At 64.5% G+C, this 21,786-nt stretch carries 19 protein-coding genes and 1 tRNA gene; 8 read left to right on the top strand and 12 right to left on the bottom strand.

The features are described 5' to 3' along the window. The first annotated feature begins 49 nt into the window (after positions 1-49). From DU505_RS04655 to nanR, 3 genes are all read left to right on the top strand, one after another. The gene (locus DU505_RS04655; RefSeq protein WP_114477965.1) at positions 50-1,429 is read left to right on the top strand and encodes a TRAP transporter large permease; all 1,380 of its coding nucleotides are present in this window, start codon (positions 50-52) and stop codon (positions 1,427-1,429) included. 48 nt (positions 1,430-1,477) lie between these two features. Further along, complete coding sequence (locus DU505_RS04650) at positions 1,478-2,554, top strand: Ldh family oxidoreductase (protein WP_114477817.1); 1,077 nt, start codon at positions 1,478-1,480, stop codon at positions 2,552-2,554. 66 nt (positions 2,555-2,620) lie between these two features. Next, on the top strand, positions 2,621-3,346 hold the full coding sequence (gene nanR / locus DU505_RS04645) for a transcriptional regulator NanR (RefSeq protein WP_114477816.1): 726 nt from the start codon (positions 2,621-2,623) through the stop codon (positions 3,344-3,346). 23 nt (positions 3,347-3,369) lie between these two features. Here nanR and DU505_RS04640 read toward each other — a convergent pair whose 3' ends face one another. From DU505_RS04640 to DU505_RS04625, 4 genes are all read right to left on the bottom strand, one after another. Then, positions 3,370-5,010, bottom strand: coding sequence for a UxaA family hydrolase (locus DU505_RS04640; protein WP_114477815.1), 1,641 nt, complete (start codon positions 5,008-5,010; stop codon positions 3,370-3,372). Positions 5,011-5,024: 14 nt separating this feature from the next. After that, on the bottom strand, positions 5,025-5,876 hold the full coding sequence (locus tag DU505_RS04635; protein ID WP_114477814.1) for a fumarylacetoacetate hydrolase family protein: 852 nt from the start codon (positions 5,874-5,876) through the stop codon (positions 5,025-5,027). A gap of 26 nt (positions 5,877-5,902) precedes the next feature. Further along, positions 5,903-6,652 (bottom strand): SDR family oxidoreductase, encoded by a 750-nt coding sequence (locus DU505_RS04630; protein ID WP_114477813.1) that lies wholly within the window; start codon positions 6,650-6,652, stop codon positions 5,903-5,905. 218 nt (positions 6,653-6,870) lie between these two features. Next, positions 6,871-8,934 (bottom strand): carboxy terminal-processing peptidase, encoded by a 2,064-nt coding sequence (locus DU505_RS04625; protein ID WP_114477812.1) that lies wholly within the window; start codon positions 8,932-8,934, stop codon positions 6,871-6,873. A 129-nt stretch (positions 8,935-9,063) separates the two neighbouring features. On the opposite strand from DU505_RS04625, the gene DU505_RS04620 reads away from it, so the two are divergent. Continuing rightward, the gene (locus DU505_RS04620; protein ID WP_114477811.1) at positions 9,064-10,383 is read left to right on the top strand and encodes a M18 family aminopeptidase; all 1,320 of its coding nucleotides are present in this window, start codon (positions 9,064-9,066) and stop codon (positions 10,381-10,383) included. A gap of 261 nt (positions 10,384-10,644) precedes the next feature. On the opposite strand, the gene DU505_RS04615 is transcribed toward DU505_RS04620, so the two are convergent. The 8 genes from DU505_RS04615 to DU505_RS04580 all read right to left on the bottom strand — a co-directional run bounded on the left by DU505_RS04615 (position 10,645) and on the right by DU505_RS04580 (position 17,654). Next, positions 10,645-10,721, bottom strand: a tRNA-Met gene (locus DU505_RS04615). A gap of 53 nt (positions 10,722-10,774) precedes the next feature. Then, on the bottom strand, positions 10,775-11,866 hold the full coding sequence (gene ychF, locus DU505_RS04610; protein ID WP_114477810.1) for a redox-regulated ATPase YchF: 1,092 nt from the start codon (positions 11,864-11,866) through the stop codon (positions 10,775-10,777). A gap of 39 nt (positions 11,867-11,905) precedes the next feature. After that, positions 11,906-12,490 carry an aminoacyl-tRNA hydrolase gene (gene pth, locus DU505_RS04605; RefSeq protein WP_114477809.1) on the bottom strand — a complete coding sequence of 195 codons (585 nt, stop codon included), beginning with the start codon at positions 12,488-12,490 and terminating at the stop codon, positions 11,906-11,908. An 83-nt stretch (positions 12,491-12,573) separates the two neighbouring features. Further along, positions 12,574-13,218, bottom strand: coding sequence for a 50S ribosomal protein L25/general stress protein Ctc (locus DU505_RS04600; RefSeq protein WP_114477808.1), 645 nt, complete (start codon positions 13,216-13,218; stop codon positions 12,574-12,576). Between the two features lie 119 nt (positions 13,219-13,337). Further along, complete coding sequence (locus DU505_RS04595; protein ID WP_181872726.1) at positions 13,338-14,279, bottom strand: ribose-phosphate pyrophosphokinase; 942 nt, start codon at positions 14,277-14,279, stop codon at positions 13,338-13,340. A gap of 92 nt (positions 14,280-14,371) precedes the next feature. Beyond that, positions 14,372-15,220 carry a 4-(cytidine 5'-diphospho)-2-C-methyl-D-erythritol kinase gene (gene ispE / locus DU505_RS04590; protein WP_114477806.1) on the bottom strand — a complete coding sequence of 283 codons (849 nt, stop codon included), beginning with the start codon at positions 15,218-15,220 and terminating at the stop codon, positions 14,372-14,374. A gap of 5 nt (positions 15,221-15,225) precedes the next feature. Next, a complete protein-coding gene (lolB, locus tag DU505_RS04585; RefSeq protein ID WP_114477805.1) occupies positions 15,226-15,846 on the bottom strand; it encodes a lipoprotein insertase outer membrane protein LolB in 621 nt (206 codons plus the stop codon). Between the two features lie 53 nt (positions 15,847-15,899). Continuing rightward, positions 15,900-17,654, bottom strand: a complete 1,755-nt coding sequence (locus DU505_RS04580; protein ID WP_114477964.1) for a tetratricopeptide repeat protein — start codon at positions 17,652-17,654, stop codon at positions 15,900-15,902. Between the two features lie 236 nt (positions 17,655-17,890). Between DU505_RS04580 and hemA the strand changes: the two genes are divergently transcribed. From hemA to DU505_RS04560, 4 genes are all read left to right on the top strand, one after another. After that, on the top strand, positions 17,891-19,156 hold the full coding sequence (gene hemA / locus DU505_RS04575) for a glutamyl-tRNA reductase (protein ID WP_114477804.1): 1,266 nt from the start codon (positions 17,891-17,893) through the stop codon (positions 19,154-19,156). An 11-nt stretch (positions 19,157-19,167) separates the two neighbouring features. Beyond that, positions 19,168-20,256: a peptide chain release factor 1 gene (prfA, locus tag DU505_RS04570; RefSeq protein WP_114477803.1), complete on the top strand. Its 1,089-nt coding sequence runs from the start codon at positions 19,168-19,170 to the stop codon at positions 20,254-20,256. After that, positions 20,256-21,095: a peptide chain release factor N(5)-glutamine methyltransferase gene (gene prmC, locus DU505_RS04565; protein WP_114477802.1), complete on the top strand. Its 840-nt coding sequence runs from the start codon at positions 20,256-20,258 to the stop codon at positions 21,093-21,095. The genes prfA and prmC overlap by 1 nt, the downstream gene beginning before the upstream one ends. Before the next feature lie 188 nt (positions 21,096-21,283). Next, entirely contained in the window at positions 21,284-21,784 is a 501-nt protein-coding gene (locus DU505_RS04560) for an Lrp/AsnC ligand binding domain-containing protein (protein ID WP_114477801.1), read from the top strand. The last annotated feature ends 2 nt before the right edge of the window (positions 21,785-21,786 follow it).

Raw genomic sequence — 21,786 nt, 5'->3', positions numbered from 1 at the left:
TGCCCGTGACGAGGTTTCCCTCAATGCCATCCTTATCGAGAGTCTTCGCATGTCCCGACTATCCGTGATGCGCTGGCAAAAGCCGGTCGTATCTCCGCTGCTGGCAACACTGGCCGTGCTGGGCTGCGTAATCCTGCCACTGATGGGCTACCATCTTTCCTTCCTCTTCTTTGCCCTGTTCACCATGCTGGTGCTTGGCGTGCCCATCGCCATCAGCCTTGCCGGTGCCTGCCTGATGTTCGTGCTGATCACCGGTCAGGTGCCTGACATCGTGGTGGCACACCGCATGATCAACGGTATCGACAGCTTCCCGTTGCTGGCCATTCCCTTCTTTATCTTCGCTGGTAGCTTGATGAACAACGGTGGCATCACCGAGCGCATCTTCAACTTCGCCAAGGCGCTGATGGGCTGGATGCGCGGTGGGTTGGGCCACGTCAATGTCGGCGCGAGTATCGTTTTCTCGGGCATGTCGGGAGCGGCGGTAGCCGACGCCGGTGGTCTCGGCATGATCGAGGTCAAGGCCATGAAGGATGCCGGTTACGACGAGGAATTCGCCGTTGGCATCACGGCGGCATCGTCGACCATCGGACCGATCATCCCACCCAGCCTGCCCATGGTGATCTATGGCGTCATGGCCTCGGCCTCGGTGGGGCAGCTGTTCGCCGCTGGCCTGGTGCCAGGCCTGCTGATGGGGGTCATGCTGATGCTGATGATCTTTGTCATCTCCCGTCGCCGAGGTTATACCGCCGATGCACGATTCTCGGTGCGCGTACTGGGACGGACCTTTGGCCGGGCATTCCTGTCGCTGATGACCCCGGTCATCATCGTCGGCGGTATCATCACCGGGGCCTTCACCCCCACCGAGGCGGCCGTGGCTGCGGTGGCCTACGCCTTGCTGCTGGGTGTGGTGGTCTATCGCACCCTGACCTGGCAGAAACTGCTCAAGGTCAGCATGGAGACCATCGAGACCACGGCGGTAATTCTGTTCATCGTCGGCTCAGCGTCGATCTTCGCCTGGATCCTGACCAGCAACCAGGTGACTCAGAATGTCATCGCCCTCATGGGGACCTTCGCCGACAGCAAGCTCGCCGTACTGATGATGGCCAATATCGTGCTCATCATCGTCGGCTGTTTCATGGAGACCATCGCCGCGATCACCATCCTGGTGCCAGTGCTGTTGCCCATGGCCATCGCCGTGGGGGTCGATCCGGTCCACTTCGGTGTGATCATGGTGCTCAACCTGATGATCGGCCTGCTGACACCGCCGGTGGGCATGGTGCTCTACGTGCTCTCGAGGGTCTCCAACGTCAGCTTCGAGCGCTGCATGCGCGGCACCATCCCGTTCCTCATTCCGCTGGTGGTCTGCCTGCTGCTGGTGACCTTCATACCGGCCATCTCCATGTGGCTGCCGACGCTGATTTACCGCTGAGGCTGATCGCCCTCTCTCATCACGACCGAGACCAGAAGCGAGCCGTCCATGAACGACACCCTGCACGATTTCCGCGTCGCCACCGAGGACCTCGAGCGCTTCATGCGCGAGGTGCTGGCGGCCGCCGGCGCCGACCAGGCGTCGGCGGACGCGGCGATCCGGGCGCTGGTCACCGCATCGCGCATGGGCACCGACAGCCATGGCCTGCGCCTGCTGCCCCATTACCTGAAGGCGCTCGAGGGCGGACGCATCAAGGGGGCGCCGAGGATGGTCTTTCATCGCCGCCTTGCGGCCACCGGTTTCCTGGATGCCGACGACGGTCTGGGGCATCTTGCCGGTTACACTGCCATGGAGCACGCCATGGCCATGGCCGGGGAGGCCGGCATGGGGGCGGTGGCGGTGGGCAACTCATCGCATTTCGGGGCGGCGGGGTGCTACGCCCTGGCCGCCGCCGAACGTGGCTACATCGGCATGGCCTTCTGCAACTCCGACCCTTTCGTGCTGCTGCACCAGGGGGCAGCGCCCTTCCACGGTACCAACCCGATCGCCTTTGCGGCGCCGGTGGCGGGTGACGCCCCCTACCTGCTGGATATGGCGACGAGTTCGATCCCCTGGAATCGCGTGCAGCAGTACGGTGCCATCGGTCGTGAGCTGCCCGACCAGGTGGCCGCCGACGCGGTGGGTCGGGTCACCCGCACGCCAGCCGAGGTCGCGGCACTCCTGCCCCTGGGCGGTAGCGATTTCGGCTTCAAGGGGGCGGGGCTGGGGGGAATGGTCGAGGTGTTGAGCTCCGCCCTGGCGGGGATGCAGAACGGCTTTCGCTTATTGCCCATGGGTGGGCCGGACATGGCGACGCCGCGGGGCATCGGCCACTTCTTTCTTGCCATTCAACCGGACGCCTTCGTCGAGGAGGGAACCTTCGCCCGCTGTCTCGCCGACTACCTGGCCGACTTGCGTAGCCGGCCCGCGATAGAGGGCGCCGAAGTCCTGGCATCCGGCGATCGTGAATGGCGCTGTCAGGCGAGGCGGGATGCCCTGGGCATTCCACTCGATGCGGCGAACCGACAGGCCTATGCCGAACTCGCCCGGGAGTACGGCCTTTGCCCGCTGAGCCGAATCGGCTGAACGAAAGCCGGGCAAAATACAGTAAAATAGCGGCAGATAAGCGGCTAACCAGGAGAGAGAGTGCCCATGACCAAATACCGGGTCGAGCGCAAGACGCTGTCCGAACAGGTCGCCGAACAGCTCGAGGCGGAGATTCTCGAGGGGCGGCTGGGCGAGAACGATCAACTCCCCTCCGAGCGGGAGCTGATGGAGCAGTTCGGCGTCGGCCGGCCGGCGGTGCGCGAAGCGCTGTTCCACCTGCAACAGCTTGGCCTGATCGCCATCAACAGCGGCACTCGTGCTCGAGTCATTCGACCCACGGCCGAAGCGGTGATGGCGCGACTCTCCGGAGTGACACGCCAGCTGCTCTCCAAGCCCGACGGCCAGCAATACTTTCAGGAAGCCCGGGCCATGTTCGAGATATCGCTGGCCCGCTATGCGGCCCGTCATGCCAGTGACGAGGATCTCGCCCGGCTTCGCGAGGCCCTTCAGGACAACCGCGATGCCATCGGCGACGAGGCACGCTTCAAGCGTTCCGATAACGATTTTCATGGCGTGCTGGCGAGCATCGGTCGCAATCCGATCTTCGATGCCATTCATGTGGCGCTGTCCGAATGGCTCGACGACCGCCGCGCCCAGGTGCTGCAGCAGAAGGATGAGGACAAGGCGGCGCTCACGGCGCATATCGAGATCGTCGAGTCCATCGAGTCCCGTGACCCCGACGCCGCCGAGGCGGCCATGCGCCGCCATCTGGACCGCCACTACGGTACCTATATGAAGCTCAAGAGGCGCCTGACTCCCGAAGCGGAGTGAAAAGTGACGGACTGAGCGTTTTCCTACAGCGACACGCCGCGTTTCCAGGGTATGAAGTCGTACTGGGCGAGGCCGACCGCACGGGGCTGGTAGCGCCCCGAGGCGGCGTCGATGCACAACTCCAGCAGGCGGTCGGCCAGTGCGTCGATTGGCTCCTCGCCGCGAATGATGGGGCCGGCATCGAAGTCGATGACGTCGCTCATGCGCAGGGCGAGCTCGCTGTTGCTGGCGATCTTGAGCACCGGGGTGACCGGGTTGCCGGTGGGCGTGCCGAGTCCGGTGGTGAACAGGATAAGGTTGGCCCCGGACCCTGCCAGCGCGGTGGTCGACTCCACGTCGTTGCCCGGTGTGCAGAGCAGGTTGAGGCCCTTGCGCATCAGGGGCTCGGTGTAGTCGAGCACGTCGACCACCGGGCTGTCGCCGCCTTTCTTCGCCGCCCCGGCGGACTTCATGGCATCGGTGATCAACCCGTCGCGGATGTTGCCCGGCGAGGGGTTCATGGAGAAATCGGCTCCGACCCGAGCGGCATGCTGCTGGTAGGCATCCATCAGGGCTGCGAAGCGTTCGGCAACCGCATCGTCGGTACAGCGGGCGATCAGCTCATGCTCCACGCCACACAGCTCGGGGAACTCGCTGAGGATGCCGCTGCCGCCCAGGGCCACCAGGCGATCGATGACCGCTCCCACCAGCGGGTTGGCGGACAGCCCCGAGAAGCCATCGGAGCCGCCACACTCCACGCCGATGACCAGCTCGGACAGGGGCGCGGGCCGCCGTTCGACCCGGTTGGCCTCGGCGAGGCCGTCGAAGATGGTGGTCAGGGCCTGGCGAATCAGCGCCTCTTCGCTGATGCTGGCTTGCTGTTCCAGGTAGTGCACCGGGCGCAGGCCCTGGGGGTCGCGCTCGGCCACGGCGCTTCTGAGCATCTCGATCTGCGCCTTCTGGCAGCCCAGGCTCAGCACCGTGGCACCGGCCACGTTGGGGTGGCAGATGTAGCCGGCGAGCAGTTCGCAGAGCGCCTGGGCGTCCGCGTCGGTGCCGCCGCAGCCCAGGGTATGGGTCAGGAATCGCACGCCATCCACGTGGGGGAAAAGCCGCTCACGCGGCGGGGCGACGGGCTCCTCGGAGGCCTGACCGTGGAGCAGCTCCCTGGCCAGCCGCTTGTAGTCGCGGTAGGGGTCTTCACCCAGGGCATCGGCGATACATTGGCGCAGGACCTCGATATTGCGGTTCTCGCAGAAGACCAGCGGCACCACCAGCCACACGTTGGCGGTGCCCACGCGGCCATCCGGGCGGTGGTAGCCGTCGAAGGTGGCGCCCTGGAAACGGGAGACAGCCGGCGCCTGCCAGCTGCCGCGCCTGGCCTGGGGCGAGGTGGTAGCGGTGCTGTGTTCGGTATTCTCGGTGGTGATGGCGCCGCCTCGTGCTATCGGCCGGGTGGCGCGGCCCACGGTGACGCCATACATGATGACGGTGTCGCCGGGCTCGAGGGCCGTGATGGTGAACTTGTGCTTGTGTCGAATGGCCTCGGCAAGGGGGAAGGGCTGGCCATCGTCGTCGATCTCGGTGCCGGCGGGCAGGTCCTTCAAGGCCACGCGCACGTTGTCGGCGGCATGAACGCGCAGGCTGTCCAGGTGGCCGGTGTCACTGGCAATGGTCTGGCTCATGGCTTGGCTCCGATTCAGCGCCGCGGCTCGGCGATGACGGCTTGATGCTGCTCGCCGAGGCCTTCGATGCCCAGGCGCATGCGCTGGCCCGGCTTGAGATAGACCGGCGGCTGCTGGCCCATGCCCACGCCTGGCGGGGTGCCGGTGGAGATGACATCGCCCGGCTGCAGGCTCATGAACCGGCTCAGGTAGCTGATCAGGAAGGGAATGCGGTAGACCATGGTGCGGCTGTTGCCGTCCTGGTAACGATGGCCATCTACCTCCAGCCACATGTCCAACTGGTGGGGGTCGGGCACCTCGTCCGGGGTGACCAGCCATGGGCCCATGGGGCCAAAGGTGTCACAGCCCTTGCCCTTGTCCCAGGTGCCGCTGCGCTCGAGCTGGAATTCCCGTTCGGAGACGTCGTTGATCACGCAATAGCCGGCGACATGTTCCATGGCGTCGGCTTCGTCGATGTAGCGGCCGCCCTTGCCGATCACCACACCGAGTTCCACCTCCCAGTCGGTCTTCTGCGAATCCCGGGGAATGATCACCTCATCGTCGGGGCCACAGATGGCGCTGGTCCACTTGTTGAAGACGACGGGCTCCGGTGGTACCTGGGCGCCGGTTTCGGCCGCATGGTCGGAGTAGTTCAGGCCGATGCAGATGAACTTGCCGACCCCGCCGACGCAGGGGCCAAGGCGAGTGTCGGGTGCCACCGAGGGGAGGCGCGAAACATCGAGCTCGGTCAGCCTGGCGAGACTGTCGCGGCCAAGGCGGGCCCCGGCGAGGTCATCGATATGGGCCGACAGGTCGCGGATCACGCCGTCGTTGTCGAGCAGGCCGGGTTTCTCGTGGCCCTTGGGGCCGAAGCGCAGCAGTTTCATGGGGTGTCCTTGTCTGTCATTCGTTCTCAGATGAGCCAACCACCGTCGATGACCTGGGCGGTGCCGGTGGTATAGGAGGATTCGTCGGCGGCGAGGTAGGTGGCGAGTGCGGCGATTTCATCAGGGGTGCCGAGCCGGCCCAGCGGTTGGCGCCCGATGAATTCGTCGTAGACGCTGGGCTCCTCCCGCTCCTGCTGCATCGCCTGGGCCCGAATGCGCTGGCGCAGCGAGGGGGAGTCCACGGTGCCGGGGCAGATCGCATTGCAGCGAATGCCCTGCCCGATATAGTCGGCGGCTACCGACTTGGTCAGTCCGAGCACCGCCGCCTTGGTGGTGCCGTAGGCGCAGCGGTTGGGCACGCCCTTGAGGCTCGAGGCCACCGAGGCCATGTTGATGATGCTGCCGCCGCCGTGGTCCAGCATCTTGGGAAGCAGGGCCCGTATCATGCGCATCATGGCGGTGACATTGAGCGCCAGCGACAGCTCCCAGTCCTCCTCGGTACCGCTAAGCAGTGAACCGCTGGCCACGTAGCCGGCGCAGTTGAAGAGAATATCCAGGGGGGGCAGCTCGCCGGCTAATGCCTCGATGGCAGCGGCATCCAGCACGTCCAGTCGTCGCGTCTCGACGCCCGGCGTTGAGGAAAGCTCGGCAAGTGAAGCTGCATTGATGTCGGTGGCGATGACCCGGGCGCCCTCAGCGGCGAAACGAAGCGTCGTGGCCCGGCCGATACCCTGGCCGGCAGCGGTGATCAGCGCCGTCTTGTTCTGCAGTCGCATGGGGGCTCCGGAAATCGTTGAGTGGCAGCATATAACCTGTATGACAGGATACTAGCACGACAGTCATTCCGATTATGGCGCAGTTTGCGGGGGTTGCCAAACTCGATGCGGCGTGGCGCTCAAGGAACGAGAAGGGTGGCCGGACTGAAGGGGGGAACGATAGTTGGGGGCGATGCATCGGAAGGGCTCCCTCCGGCATCGGCCGGAGGGAGAGGGTATCAGAAGCGAGAAGCCATGCGGCGCTGGGTGAGTTCGGCGTAGTCGGCGAGAATGGCAGCGGCCTCGGTCACCTGGACACGTTCCACTGGTTCGTCGTCGGCGGCGTCGAGGTCTTCTGTACGGGCATCCACCAGCTCATCGAGAAGGTCGAGGCCCAGGGCTTCGCGGCGCTGGTTTTCCAGCGAGAGCTGCTCGGCGTCCCTTGTCTCGACTTCACGCTGGCGCTGCTCGCGGTCCAGGCTCACGCTGGTATGCTCTTCGCGCAGGCGACGGGCCAAGTCGGCGCGCTGCTCCAGGAAGACGAAGTTGGGGTGGGTCTCGGCACGCTCCCTGTGACGGGAGCGCAGGGTTTCCAGATACTCCCAAGGCTCGCCGTAATGACGATACTGCACCTCCTGAACGGTATCCCACTCCAGCGCATTGTCCAGGCTGCTTTCGCCGATCCGTTCGGGGTCCACCAGGTTGGGGAACAGGATGTCCGGCTCGACGCCGCGGTGCTGGGTGCTCTCCCCGGAGATGCGGTAGAACTTGGCACGGGTGAGCTTGATCTGGCCGTGGCTCAGCTCGCTCAATGTCTGCACGGTACCCTTGCCGAAGGTGGCATTGCCCAGCACCAGGCCGCGGCCGTAGTCCTGGATGGCGCCGGCAAAGATTTCCGAGGCCGATGCCGATAGCCGGTTGACCAGTACCGCCAGCGGACCATCGTAAAGCGTGCCGGCCTCGGTGTCGCCATAGAGGCTGATGCGCCCCCGGGCATCGCGCACCTGTACGGTGGGGCCGCGGTCGATGAACAGCCCAATCAGGGAATTGGCCTCCTGCAGGGCGCCGCCGCCGTTGTTGCGCAGGTCGAGCATGATGCCATCGACACCCTCCTGCTTGAGCCGCTCAACCTCACGGGCAACGTCACGGGTAGTGCTGCGAAACTCTTCCTCGCCGGCCTGCCAGGCATCGAAGTCGACATAGAAGGTGGGTATCTTGATCACGCCGATACGCTGCATGCCGTCGTCACGCTCGACTTCGATGATTTCACCCTTGGCCGCCTGGTCTTCCAGGTCAACGGTGTCGCGGGTGATCTCGACCTCGTGGGAGCGCGTCATGTCCATGGCTTCCGCGGGGACCACTTCCAGGCGCACCACGGTGCCCTTGGGGCCGCGGATGAGGTCCACGACCTCGTCCAGACGCATGCCTATCACGTTGACGACATCTTCTCCGTCCTCCTGGCCGACACCAATGATGCGATCGGCCGGCTCCAGCACGCCGGCACGGTCCGCCGGACCCCCGGGCACCAGGCTCGAGACCTTCACGTATTCGCCATCGGACTGCAGCATGGCGCCGATGCCCTCCAGTGACAGGCGCATCTGGATATCGAAGGATTCGCCCTGGCGGGGAGAAAGGTATTCGGTGTGGGGGTCGATGCTGCTGGTCACCGCGGCCATGAGCAGGCCGAAGACGTCCTCCCCATTGGTCTGGCGAAGCCGAGAGAGTTGACCCTCGTAGCGCTGGCGCAGGTTGGTCTCGACCTGCTCTTCGTCCTGGCCGGTGATGTCGAGGGTGAGGGCGGCGTTCTTGAGACGCTTGCCCCAAAGTTGGTCCAACTCGTCCTGAGTCTCGGCCCAGTTTGCCTCGCGGCGGTCGAGTTCGAGGCGCATATCGGTGTCGTAGCTGTAGCCGAGCCCCTCGTCGATCTTGTCCAGCAGCCACTCGAAGCGCGACTCGGCACGATCGTGATAGCGCTGGTAGAGCTCATAGGCGGGGGCCAGCTCTCCCTCGAAGATCATGTCGTCGATGCGCTCCTCGAGGTGACGAAAGTCCTCGACATCGCTGCCGAGCAGAAACGCTCGCTGTCCGTCGAGCACATCGAGGTAGCGCTCGAACGCTAGCCGCGACCAATCATCGTCGAGGGGGGCGTCGGCATAGTGGCCATAGCGCAGCGACTCGGCTACCTCTACCGCCGCCTGGCGCTGAGCTTCGCTGGGCTGAATCTGCGCCAGCGCCACATTGCCGGTCAGCAATACAAGCGCCAACAGGGTGGCTGAGTGCCGAATAACGGCTAGCAGGCTCATCAATGAAGCACTCCCGGTTTCGTGTAAACTTCCTTCCCTAGACACGCGCAAGGCTTGCGAGTTGCAAAGGACGACACGGTATTGTAGCAGCTGTCTCGTCAACCACAGACCCCCCTGAAGAGGATTCTCATGTCTCAGGAAGCCCGTCTTGAGCGGCTGCTCGACTTTCTGCAGCGCTCGCCCTCTCCCTGGCACGCCGTATCGGTCATGGCCGAGCGACTCGAGGCCGCCGGCTTTCGTCGTCTGGATGAATCACACCCATGGCAGCTGGCGTCCGGAGAGCGGTTCTATGTCACCCGCAACGACTCCTCCATCATTGCCATGCAACTGCCCTGGGAGGGCCTCGACGCCCTGCGCATGATCGGGGCCCATACCGATAGTCCCGGCCTGCGACTCAAGCCCAATGCCGCCCAGACAACCTCGGCAGGCTGGCTGCAACTGGGTGTCGAGCTCTACGGCGGGGCGTTGCTGGCTCCCTGGTTCGACCGTGACCTGGGCCTGGCGGGACGCGTTCATCTGCGCAGGGCCGATGGTCGGCTGGAGGGCCTGCTGCTGCGTGTCGACCGCCCCGTGGCGATCATACCCAGCCTGGCGATTCACCTGGACCGCGAAGCCAACAACGGGCGTGCGCTGAACGCCCAGACCCAGATGGCGCCGGTCTTTCTCCAGGGAGGCGAGAAAGAGGACTTCACCCGGCTGCTGCTGGAGTGGCTCGATGCCCAGCATGGCATCGGGGACGCGGAGATTCTCGACTTCGAGCTGGGGCTCTTCGATACCCAGCCGCCGGCGCGGGTGGGGGTGAAGGGCGAGCTGATCGCCAGTGCCCGGCTCGACAACCTGCTCTCCTGCTTCATCGGCCTGGAGGCGCTGCTCGAGTCGGATGGGGCCCAGGGGGTCGTGCTGGTTTCCAGCGATCACGAGGAGGTCGGCAGCGCCAGCGCCTGCGGGGCCCAGGGGCCCTTCCTGGGGGATGTCCTGCGCCGCGTCAATGCCCAGCTCGGCGAGGTGGGCGGGGCGGGGGAAGCGAAAGACGAGGGCTTCATCCGCTTGATCCAGGCTTCGCGCATGATCTCCTGCGACAACGCCCACGCCCTGCACCCCAACTTCCCAGACAAACACGATGCGGCCCATGGGCCGGCCCTGAACGGCGGACCGGTGATCAAGATCAATGCCAATCAGCGCTATGCCACCACCAGCGCCACCTCGGCGCTGTTCCGCGACCTGTGCCGCGAGGCCGGGGTGCCGGTCCAGGCCTTCGCGACCCGCGCCGACATGGGCTGTGGCAGCACGATCGGGCCGATTACCGCCACCGAGCTAGGCGTGCCGACGCTGGACGTGGGCGTCCCCCAGTGGGCCATGCACTCGATTCGCGAGACCGCCGGCGCCCAGGACGTGGAATACCTGACGCGGGCGCTCGTTGCCTTCTGCAATCGCGCCGAGCTGGCCTGAGCGACGTACGAGAGGCGCTGGGGGCAGGGCGAAGAGGAGGTCCTACGCCAGGGGTGAGAAGCACTGCTTCGAACGGGCTGGCCATGGATGGCCAGCACCGGTCCTGCAAGCGGAGCAGGACGCGAGAGCGAAGCAGGGCGTCGGTAGCGTACAGGGATGTATTTACAGCGCCTCCTCGCAGGCTTGGTCCCGGAGCTCAAATAGCGAGGACACTTGTCATACAAAAACCCGGCGCCAATGGCGCCGGGTTTTTTGAATGCTTGGTGGCTACGCCCTGATTCGAACAGGGGACCCCATCATTATGAGTGATGTGCTCTAACCAGCTGAGCTACGTAGCCATTCAACGGAGGCGAAGTTTACGGACTCGCCTCCGGCAGGTCAAGGTTTGTGGTTACACATTGAAGCGGAAGTGAATCACGTCGCCATCCTTGACCACATACTCCTTGCCTTCCAGGCGCCACTTGCCGGCATCCTTGGCGCCCTGTTCGCCGCCGAGGGTGACGAAGTCGTCATAGGCGACGACCTCGGCGCGGATGAAGCCCTTCTGAAAGTCGGTATGAATCACGCCGGCGGCTTCCGGGGCGGTGGCACCTACCTTGACCGTCCAGGCGCGGACTTCCTTCACCCCGGCGGTGAAGTAGGTCTGCAGGCCGAGCAGACCGTAGCCCGCGCGGATCACCCGGTCGAGCCCCGGCTCTTCCATGCCCATCTCGTCGAGGAACATGGCGCGTTCCTCGTCGTCGAGCTCGGCGATCTCCGCCTCCAGTTGGTTGCACACCGGCACCACCACGGCGTCTTCCTCCGCGGCGATCTCACGCACCACGTCGAGGTAGGGATTGTCCTCGAAGCCGTCCTCGTTGACGTTGGCGATGTACATGGTCGGCTTGAGCGTGAGGAAGCCGAAGCTCTTGAGCTGGCGCTGCTCGTCATCGTCGAGGCCGAAGCTGCGCAGCGGCTGGCCTTCCGCCAGGTGGGGCAGAATGTGTTCCAGGATGGCCTTGGTGGCGATGGCTTCCTTGTCGCCGCCCTTGGCGACACGTACCAGGCGCTGGATGGCCCGCTCCACGGTGTCGAGGTCGGCCAGGGCCAGCTCCATGTTGATGATCTCGATATCGGCCCGTGGGTCGACCTGGTTGGCCACGTGTATGACGTTGTCGTTGTCGAAGCAGCGCACCACATGGGCGATGGCCTGGGTCTCGCGGATGTTGGCCAGGAACTTGTTTCCGAGGCCCTCGCCCTTGGACGCGCCCGCCACCAGGCCGGCGATATCCACGAACTCCATGGTGGTGGGCAGGACCTTCTGCGGCTTGACGATGGCGGCCAGCGCATCGAGGCGTGGGTCCGGCATCGGCACGATGCCGACATTGGGCTCGATGGTGCAGAAGGGGAAGTTCTCGGCATCGATGCCGGACTTGGTCAGGGCGTTGAAGAGGGTGGACTTGCCGACGTTGGGCAGGCCGACGATACCGCAGTTGAAACCCATGATGATGTCCTGAAAGTAATGGCGAAAATGGCGTCGGGGTCAGCCCTTGAAGCTGTGCAGCCGGCTCATGGCGCGGGCCCAGTCGCCGGCGACGGCCAGCGGCAGGGTAGCCAGACATTCACCGATGGCACCGCCGATGGCGCCGAGCTCGGCCTTGCCGGGGCGGCCCAGAACGTAGTGGGTGACCTGGCGTGAATCGCCGGGATGGCCGATGCCGATGCGCAGGCGATGGAAACCCTTGTCGTTACCCAGGGCGCTGATGATATCGCGCAGGCCGTTGTGCCCACCATGGCCACCGCCCTGCTTGTAACGAGCCGCGCCGGGGGGGATGTCCAGCTCGTCATGAGCTACCAGCAGTTCCTCGGGAGCGATCTTGTAGAACTGACACAGGGCCGCCACGGCGGCACCGCTGCGGTTCATGAAGGTCGTGGGTTCGAGCAGGTGCAATTCCTGACCGTCGAGCCTTACCTTGGCATAGAGGCCCAGAAACTTCTTTTCCGGACGCAGCTCGGTACCGGCCTGGCGTGCCAGGATTTCCACCAGCCAGGCGCCGGCATTGTGACGGGTCTCGGCATAGTCGCCACCGGGATTGCCCAGCCCGATGATCGCTTTCACCTGGGGCATGCGGGGTCTCCAAAAAAAACAAGCGCCGTAGCGCTTGGTCGGGTCGGGAAGGGGCCGCCGCAGGGCGGCCCCGACAGGGCCGATTATTCGGCCGCGCCTTCGCCTTCCTCGCCTTCACCTTCCTCGCCTTCGGTATCTTCACCGCGAACCTTGGGCTTGCTGATGGTCAGCACGGCATTGTCGTGGTCGGCGCCGTAGGAGAGCTCGACCAGGGTCACACCGGCCGGCACCTTGAGGTCGGAGAGGTGCAGGGTGGTACCCAGCTCGACCTCGGCGATGTCGACTTCCAGGAAGTCGGGCAGGTCCTTGGGCAGGCAGCTGATCTCGATCTCGTTGGAAAGCACGTGCAGCTCGCCACCGTCGTCCTTGATGCCCTTGGACTTCTCTTCGCCCACGACATGCAGCGGAACGCGAATGGTGATTTCGTGGGTGGCGTCCACGCGCAGGAAGTCGGCATGGGTGACCAGCGGCTTGTACGGGTGACGCTGCAGGTCACGCACGACGACCTGCTGCTTCTTGCCATCGACGACCAGGTTGAGCACCGAGGAGAAGAAGGATTCGTCTTCGATGGCCTTGTAGAAGGCGGCCTTCTCGACGGAGATGGGCTGCGGCGCCTTTTCGCCACCATAGATGATGGCCGGCACCTGGAGGTTCTCACGACGCAGGCGGCGGCTCGCACCTTTCCCCAGGTCGTTGCGAACGCTGGCATTGAGAGTGAAATCGGACATGATGTTGCCTCTTGCTTGAGATAAGGAAATCACGGCAGACCGCGACCTGACCACCGTGTTCCCGAAAGCCCCTTGGGGCACTTTTCCGACGCCCTGTTCTTGCTGAAAGTCGCTGAGACTCAGTGGAACATGGCGCTGACGGATTCTTCATTGCTGACCCGGCGGATCGCCTCGGCGATCAGGCCGGCTACGCTGAGCTGGCGGATCTTGCCGCTGCGTCGAGCCACGTCGGACAGCGGAATGGTATCGGTGACGACCACTTCATCGAGTACCGAGCCGGCGATGTTTTCCACAGCAGGGCCGGAGAGGATCGGGTGGGTGGCGTAGGCGACCACGCGGCGAGCGCCATGGGCCTTGAGCGCTTCACCGGCCTTGCACAGGGTGCCGGCGGTATCGATCATGTCGTCGACCACGACGCAGGTACGGTTCTCGATCTCGCCGATGATGTGCATTACCTGAGCCTGGTTGGCCTGAGGGCGACGCTTGTCGATGATGGCGAGATCGGCATTGAGTTGCTTGGCGATGGCGCGGGCGCGGACCACGCCGCCCACGTCGGGAGACACCACCACCAGGTCGTCGTAGTTCTGGCGCTCGATGTCGTCGAGCAGGATCGGTGAGCCGTAGACGTTGTCCACCGGCACATCGAAGAAACCCTGGATCTGGTCGGCATGCAGGTCCATGGTCATCACCCGATCGACGCCAGCCTTGACCATCATGTCGGCGACCACCTTGGCGGAGATCGGCACGCGGGCGGAGCGGACGCGGCGATCCTGGCGGGCATAGCCGAAGTAGGGCACCACGGCGGTGATCCGTGTGGCGGAAGCCCGGCGCAGGGCGTCTACCATCAGAATCAGCTCGAGCAGGTTGTCGTTGGTCGGCGCGCAGGTGGACTGCAGGATGAAGACGTCCTTGCCACGAACGTTCTCGTTGATCTCGACCGCGATCTCGCCGTCGCTGAACTGCCCAACCGTGGCGTTACCCATGCGGGTGTCCAGACTCTCAGCGATCTTCTGGGCGAGTTCGGGATTGGCATTCCCGGCAAAAACCATCAATTTTGACACGCGCATCCACCTATGCAGTGTTGGGGGGCTCTCGGGACTCATCGGTTCGGCACCTCGTCCGCATCGACCGGCAGTTCGTGACCCTGGCACGATCAGCGGTCCAGAGCAGCATGTAGCGGGGAGAGGTTGAGGCCGCGCGCCGTGAATGCCATGAAGCGGCTGGGCAGGTCGGCCACAATGCGCTTCGCCTCCGCGTCGGTCTCTATCCGAGCGAAGACACAGGCACCGGTTCCCGTCAGCATGGTCGGTGCGCGCCTGCCCAGCCAGTCAAGGGCTTCCGCCACTGGCGGATAAAGTGACCGGACCGTCGGCTCGCAGTCATTGTGCCAACTGGGCGCTCCCCCCTGCAGTGCGCGCGCCATGGTAATCGGGGGGGTATCGCGTGTCAATTGCGCGGCGCCGAACACCGCTGCGGTGGCGACGGCGACTCCGGGGTGGATCACCACGAACCAGGGGGTATCCAGGGTCACCGGTGTCAGTCGTTCGCCAACCCCTTCGGCCCAGGCAGAGTGGCCGCGCACGAAGACCGGCACATCGGCGCCCAGCGCCAGGCCCAGAACGGCCAATCGATCCTCGCCGAGACCCAGGCCCCATAGGCGGTCGAGCCCCAGCAGCGTCGTGGCGGCGTCGGAGCTGCCGCCGCCCAGGCCGCCACCCATGGGCAGGCGCTTGGTCAGGTGGATGTCGGCGCCGAGGCGGCAGCCGGTCTCGGCCTGTAGCAGCCTGGCCGCGCGTACGATGAGGTTTTCTTCGGCACCGATGCCACGCATGGCCGGCGCCAGGGTGACATGGCCATCGTCTCGCCGGGTCAGCTGCAGCGTGTCGCCGTAGTCGAGAAACTGGAACAGCGTCTGCAGCTCATGGTAGCCGTCGGCTCGTCGACCGACAATGTGCAGCATCCGGTTGAGCTTGGCCGGAGCCGGTAGGTTCAGCGTCGCCATCAGGATCAGTCGTCGAGGACGGGGCGCCAGTCGGTGACCACCAAGGTCACACGCAGCTCGCCGTACTCCATGATCATGCGACGCGGCAACCACAGCGACTCGACCAGCGTCCAGTCGCGGTAGTCGATCTCCCAGCCGTCCTGCTCCAGGCGCTGGGGGAAGCCGAGTTCATCGTGATCCATGTGGTATTGGCCGTGCTTCGCAGGCAGGCCGCGAATCCAGTCGGAGAGCGAACTGACCGGCAGGGTCCAGCCCAACTGCTGTTGCAGCAATGCCTCTGGGGTCTCGGCTTCGAACCGTCCCTCGGAAGTGGTGAGAGAAAAGCGGCCTTCGCGACCCTCCAGCGTATTGCGCCCGCTGCCGAAGGGGCCGCTGATGAGGATGCGATAGTAGTGGGGGTGCTGGCTCCAGTCGAGGTTGGCGCTGGTGTTCTCCTGGGGGGTGCGAAGCCCGGCCTTGCCGGCCAGCATCCAGGTGTCGAGGGTCTCGAGGCGTTCCTGCTGGGCCTCCCACTGACCTGATGCACGATCGGAGTCAGGGGCGGGCATGGGAGCGGCGCAGCCAGCCAGCAGCATCAAGGCCAGGCTCGAAAGCAAGAGTCGCAGGGCATTGGCGTGAAGCGTCATGGCAGTGTCTCGTCAGCGGGTGCGTGGCTGGGAAAGGAAAATAACGGTAGCGATCAGGGGGTCAGCTCGGGAATGCGTTCGAGCAGGTCGTCGATTACAGGATGCTCGGCAAAACGTTGCAGTGCCTCGTCGACCAGGGCACGGGCATCGTCCTGGCGATCGAGCGCCCAAAGCACCTCGGCGAGATGGGCGGCGATCTCCTGATCGGGCATGGCGGCATAGGCTCGCTCCAGCCAGGAGAGTGCGCGCTCCGGGTCACCGAGGCGAAAGTGGACCCAGCCAAGGCTATCCATGATGGCGGCATTACCCGGCTCGATCTCATGGGCCCGTTCGATCAGCTCCCGAGCTTCTTCTAGCCGATCCCTGACGTCCAGGTCGGCCAGGGTGTAGCCCAGTGCATTGAGGGCCGTGGCGTTATCCGGGTTGCGTTCGATGATACGCCCCAGGTCGCGATCCATGGCCTCGATGTTTCCATCGGCCCAGGCACGCATGGCGCGCAGATAGAGCAGCGATTCGTCGTTGGGGGTGCGGGCGAGCTCCCGGTCGAGCAGTGCGTCGGCTTCCGCCGCCATCCCGGCCTCGTCCAGCAGCTCGATCTCCAGCATGATCAGGTCGTTGAAGTGGTCTTCGTGGCGCAGCCGCTCGATGCGCAGGAAGGCGCGAGCGTCCAGCAGGCGGTCATCCTCGATCAACATACGAGCGGCACGCAGGCGAGCCCTGAGGAAGTCGTCGCCCGGTGCCACCTGGCGGTAGTAGAGGAGGGCGTTATCGATTTCACCCTCCTGCTCGGCAATGGCACCGAGGAGGTAGAACGCCGCAGGCGGAGGCTCGTCGCCGCTCACCAGGGGTAGCAAGAGGCGGCGGGCGGCCTCGGGCTGCCCCCCCTCCATGAACAGGCTGGCCAGCGTCGTGCGGAGCTCCTGATTGCCTTCGTGTTCCTCGAGCAGTGTGTCGGTGTGCGCCTCGGCGGCAGCCACATTGCCAAGCTGCAGTTCGGTCTGGGCCAGCAGCAGCAGGAATTGCGGATTATCCGGCGAGACGTCGAGGCCGCGCCGGGCGGCGTCCCGAGCCTGAGTGGTATTGCCCTTGTCCAGTGCCAGGCGGGCACGGGTCATCCACAGGGCCGGCAGCTCCGAGTGATCAAGGGCCAGGGTGTTCAGTCGGGCTTCGGCACGCTGTGTCTGCCCTGTGGCGGCCTCGAGTATCGCCATGGCCAGTACCGCATCATGGTGGTGCGGGTGATCGCTGGCGGCGGGGCGATTGAGGTGTTCGTCCATCCGCTCGCGCAGCGGGAGGGGCGGGACCCCGGCATCCAGTGCCAACTCCATGAACAGGGTGAGTTCACCGTGAGCACCCTGGTCGACCAGCAGCAGGCGTTTTTCGAGGGCGCCTACCCAGTCCCCGCGCTGCAGGGCCAGCCCTGCGAGCAATCGAAGAGGCGCCTCGGCGGTGGGCGAGAGCTGGTGCCAGCGTTCTACCGTTTCCTCGAGCAGCACGGGGTCATTGCTGAAGCGGGCCGCCAGGGTGGCGCGTTCAGCCAACTCCGCGGCCTGATAGCGTTCCGCCATTGCCAGGTAGCCACGGGTGGCACGGCGATAGTCGCCGCGTTGACCGGAGAGCTCTGCCACCAGCAGCGTGGCGAAGCTCTCAGCATCCAGGCCCCGTTGGATGGGAGGGGCGGAATCGAACGGGTCGTCATGGACCGGCATCGAGTGTATCAATGGCTTGCCTTGGCAGCCGGCCAGCAGGGCGGCAAGTCCAAGGGGCGCCAGTCCATGGCGAATGAAACGTGTCAGGGTCGGGGGCATGCGTGTCTCGTCCAGGATGCCAGCTGCCAGCATACCGACTCGGGCCCGGTGGGCAAAGGGATCGACGCCACTGTCGTCCTGTGTCAGGGAAACGACACCCCCTTGTCGTACGTCAATTGTCGCCAGGGTGTACATGGCGCCGAAGAGGTAAGGCTGTGGTAGAATGCAGCGCCACCAGCGGTGGATTTTTCTTGTTTCGGTACCGCCTGACGACACCACGCGAAGACGCCTAACGCATGACGCTTCTTGCCCTTGGAATCAACCACAAGACCGCCACCGTCGCGGTACGCGAGCGGGTTGCCTTTACGCCTACCCAGTTGGAGTCGGCGCTCGGGGAGCTGCGCCATGTCCCGCAGGTACGTGAAGCCGCCGTGCTGTCGACATGCAACCGCACCGAGCTGTATTGCGTCACCGAGTCCAGCGGCGAGGGGCTGATTCTCGATTGGCTGAGCCATTTCCATGGGCTGCCGGTGGATGACCTGACCTCGTGCGCCTATCACTACCGCGACAATGAGGCCGCCCGTCATTTGATGCGGGTGGCCGTGGGGCTGGATTCGATGGTGCTGGGCGAGCCGCAGATACTCGGTCAGCTCAAGGAGGCCTACCAGTCGGCGCGTCTGGCCAGTGGGTTGGGTGGCGAGCTGGAACTGCTGTTCCAACATACCTTTTCGGTGGCCAAGCAGGTACGCACACGCACCGGCATCGGTCAGAACCCGGTATCAGTGGCTTACGCAGCGGTGAGCCTGGCCAGTCGGATTTTCGACGATTTCGGGCGTGCTCGGGCACTGCTGATCGGCGCCGGTGAAACCATCGAGCTGGTGGCGCGACATCTGCGCGAGGCGGGTGTGCGCGACATGATCGTCGCCAACCGTACCCGTGAACGTGCCGAGGTGCTGGCCAGGGAGTTCAATGCCGAGGCGATCTCCCTCAACGAGATTCCCGATGCGCTGGTACGTTCGGATATCGTCATCTCGTCTACCGCTGCCCCGCTGCCAATCCTCGGCAAGGGCATGGCCGAAAGGGCGCTCAAGAAGCGCCGGCACCGGCCGATCTTCATGGTCGATATTGCCGTGCCACGGGATATCGAGCCGGAAGTGGGTGAGCTGGACGACGTCTTTCTCTATACCGTGGATGACCTCAACGAGGTCATCCAGGAGAATCGGCGCCATCGCCAGGCTGCGGCAGACCAGGCCGAGTCGCTGATCGAGCATGGTGTCAGCGTCTGGCTCCACGAGCGTCGCATCCGGGGTGGAGGCGAGTTGATTCGACGCTATCGCGATCAGGCCTCGGAATTGCGCCAGCGCTCGGAGCAACAGGCAATGGCGCGGCTGGCTCGTGGCGAGGATCCGGAAGAGGTGATACGCATTCTCGCGCATCAGCTCACCAATCGCCTGCTGCATCAGCCGACGGTCGCCCTGCGTGAAGCCTCGGGAAGCGAGCGTCGCGACCTGTTGACGGCGGCCGAAGCGCTGCTGCTCGACCCCTCATCAACAAAACCCTGACAGGAAACGCCATGAAAGCGACCCTGCGCCAGCGACTCGACTCTTTCGTTGAGCGCTTCGAGGAGCTCGCCGCCCTGCTGGCGGAGCCCGATGTGATTGCCGACCAGCCGCGGTTTCGCGACTACTCCCGGGAATATGCCGAGCTCGAAGCCCTCGTCGATGCCTGGCGCGACTATCGCCTCGTCGAGGCTGAGCTGGAAGATGCCGAGCACCTGGCCGGCGACAGCGATGCCGACATGCGCGAGCTCGCCGAGATGGAGCTGGTGGAGGGGCGGGAGCGTCTGGCGGCACTGGAGATCCGGCTCAAGCAGTTGCTGGTGCCACGGGACCCGGACGACAGCCGCAATGTTTTCCTCGAGGTGCGTGCCGGCACCGGCGGCGACGAGGCCGCACTGTTCGCCGGCGACCTGTTCCGCATGTACTCTCGTTATGCCGAGAAGCGGGGCTGGAAAGTCGAGGTGGTCAGTGCCAGCCACGGCGAGCAGGGTGGCTACAAGGAGATTATCTCGCGAGTAAAGGGCGAGGGGGTCTATGCTCGTCTCAAGTTCGAGTCCGGCGCCCATCGCGTTCAGCGGGTGCCAGCGACGGAGTCCCAGGGCCGCATTCACACCTCCGCCTGTACGGTGGCCATAATGCCCGAAGCCGATACGGTGGGCGATGTGGATATCAATCCAACCGACCTTCGCGTGGATACCTTTCGCTCCAGTGGCGCCGGGGGGCAGCATGTCAATACCACCGATTCGGCGATTCGCCTGACTCACCTGCCCACCGGCGTGGTGGTCGAATGCCAGGAGGAGCGCAGCCAGCACAAGAACCGCGCCAAGGCGATGTCGTTGCTGGCTGCCAGGCTCAAGCAGAGCGCCCAGGACAGCCAGCGACGCGAGCAGGCCGATACACGCCGTTCGCTGGTGGGGTCGGGGGATCGCAGTGAGCGGATACGCACCTACAACTTTCCCCAGGGGCGTTTGACCGACCACCGTATCAACCTCACCCTCTACAAGCTCGGTGAAGTGATGGCCGGCGAACTCGACGAAGTCATCGAGCCGCTGATTCACGAGCACCAGGCCGAGCAGCTGGCAGCGCTGCAGCAGGAGGCCTGATGCATATCGACAGGCTCCTCGGTCGTGCTGCTGAACGGCTGTCAGAGGCCGGCTCGGCTAGTCCGCGGCTGGATGCCGAGGTGCTGCTGGGGCATGTGCTGGGCGTCGACCGGACCTGGCTCTATACCTGGGGCGACAGGGCCGCCTCGGGGTTTGAGCGAGCCCGATTTGAAGCCTTGGTTGCGGCCCGGGCCGAGGGTCATCCCGTTGCTTACCTGATCGGGCAGCGTGAATTCTGGGGGCTGGCTCTTGCCACTTCGCCGCATACCCTGATCCCGCGCCCCGATACCGAAACCCTGGTTGAGATTGCACTGGAACTGGCTACTGCTACAGAGGGACGGTTGCTGGACCTGGGCACGGGGACCGGTGCGATTGCCTTGGCCTTTGCCAGTGAACGCCCCGGCTGGCAGGTAACCGGTATCGACCGCATCGAGGAGGCGGTGGCGCTCGCTGCCACCAATGCCGAGAGATTGAACATTGCCAACGTCCGCTTCCTGGTCAGCGACTGGTTTTCGGCCCTGGCCAATGAATGCTTCGATTTGATCGTCGCCAACCCACCCTACATCGCCGAGAGTGATCCTCACCTCATGCTCGGTGATGTCCGCTTCGAGCCCCTCAGCGCGCTGGTAGCGGGGGAGGATGGTCTGGATGATCTGCGTCGCCTTGTCAAGTCGGCCTTTCCCTATCTGCGACCGGGTGGCTGGCTGGCCATGGAGCATGGGCATGACCAGGCCGAACGCGTTCGCCAACTGCTCCAAGCGGCCGGGTATCTTGACGTCGCCAGTCATCACGACCTGTCGGGTCAGCAGCGAGTGACGCTCGGTCGCATGGCTGGCTAACGTTGAGGGTTCTCCACTGGAGGGGGGGGGCGTGCTGTGGTACACCTATTCAGGAAATATTTCCGATTGGCGTCATGATTCCATGTCTCTACACCCCCAGCGTGCTTCATAACCGCTGATTCTTGGGTGGATCCACCGACGTGGCGACATCATCCATTCACCCTGATCCGGTTTGCCAAAATACGATAATGAAAGCAAAAACCCGCTCGCTCGACCGTATCGATCTCAATATCCTGCGCTGCCTGCAGGAAAATGCTCGCATCTCCTATGTCGACCTGGCCGCCCAGGTCGGGCTCTCCACCACGCCATGCCTGGAGCGCGTCAAGCGCCTCGAGAAGGCTGGCGTCATCCGTGGTTACAAGGCGGTTCTCGACCCCAGGGCCCTCAAGGCCAATCTGCTGGTATTCGTCGAGATAAGCCTGGAAACCCAATCACCAGCGGTATTCGACGAGTTTCGCCGGGCCGTGGCGAGGCTGCCCCAGATCCAGGAGTGTCACCTGGTCTCGGGGCAGTTCGACTATATCCTCAAGTGCCGGATCCCGGAGATGGCAGCCTATCGCCAACTGCTTGGCGACGTGGTGCTGACCTTGCCGGGGGTCAAGGAGTCCAAGAGTTACGTAGTGATGGAAGAGGTAAAGGAGGAGTTCTCCCTCTACGTGCCCGACATCGAGGAGCTTGAAGGCAAGTGATG

Source organism: Billgrantia montanilacus (assembly GCF_003336675.1).
GTDB classification, from domain to species: domain Bacteria; phylum Pseudomonadota; class Gammaproteobacteria; order Pseudomonadales; family Halomonadaceae; genus Halomonas; species Halomonas montanilacus.
Note: the sequence above shows the minus strand (reverse complement) of the source record. Positions and strands in the feature narration are given on the sequence as shown.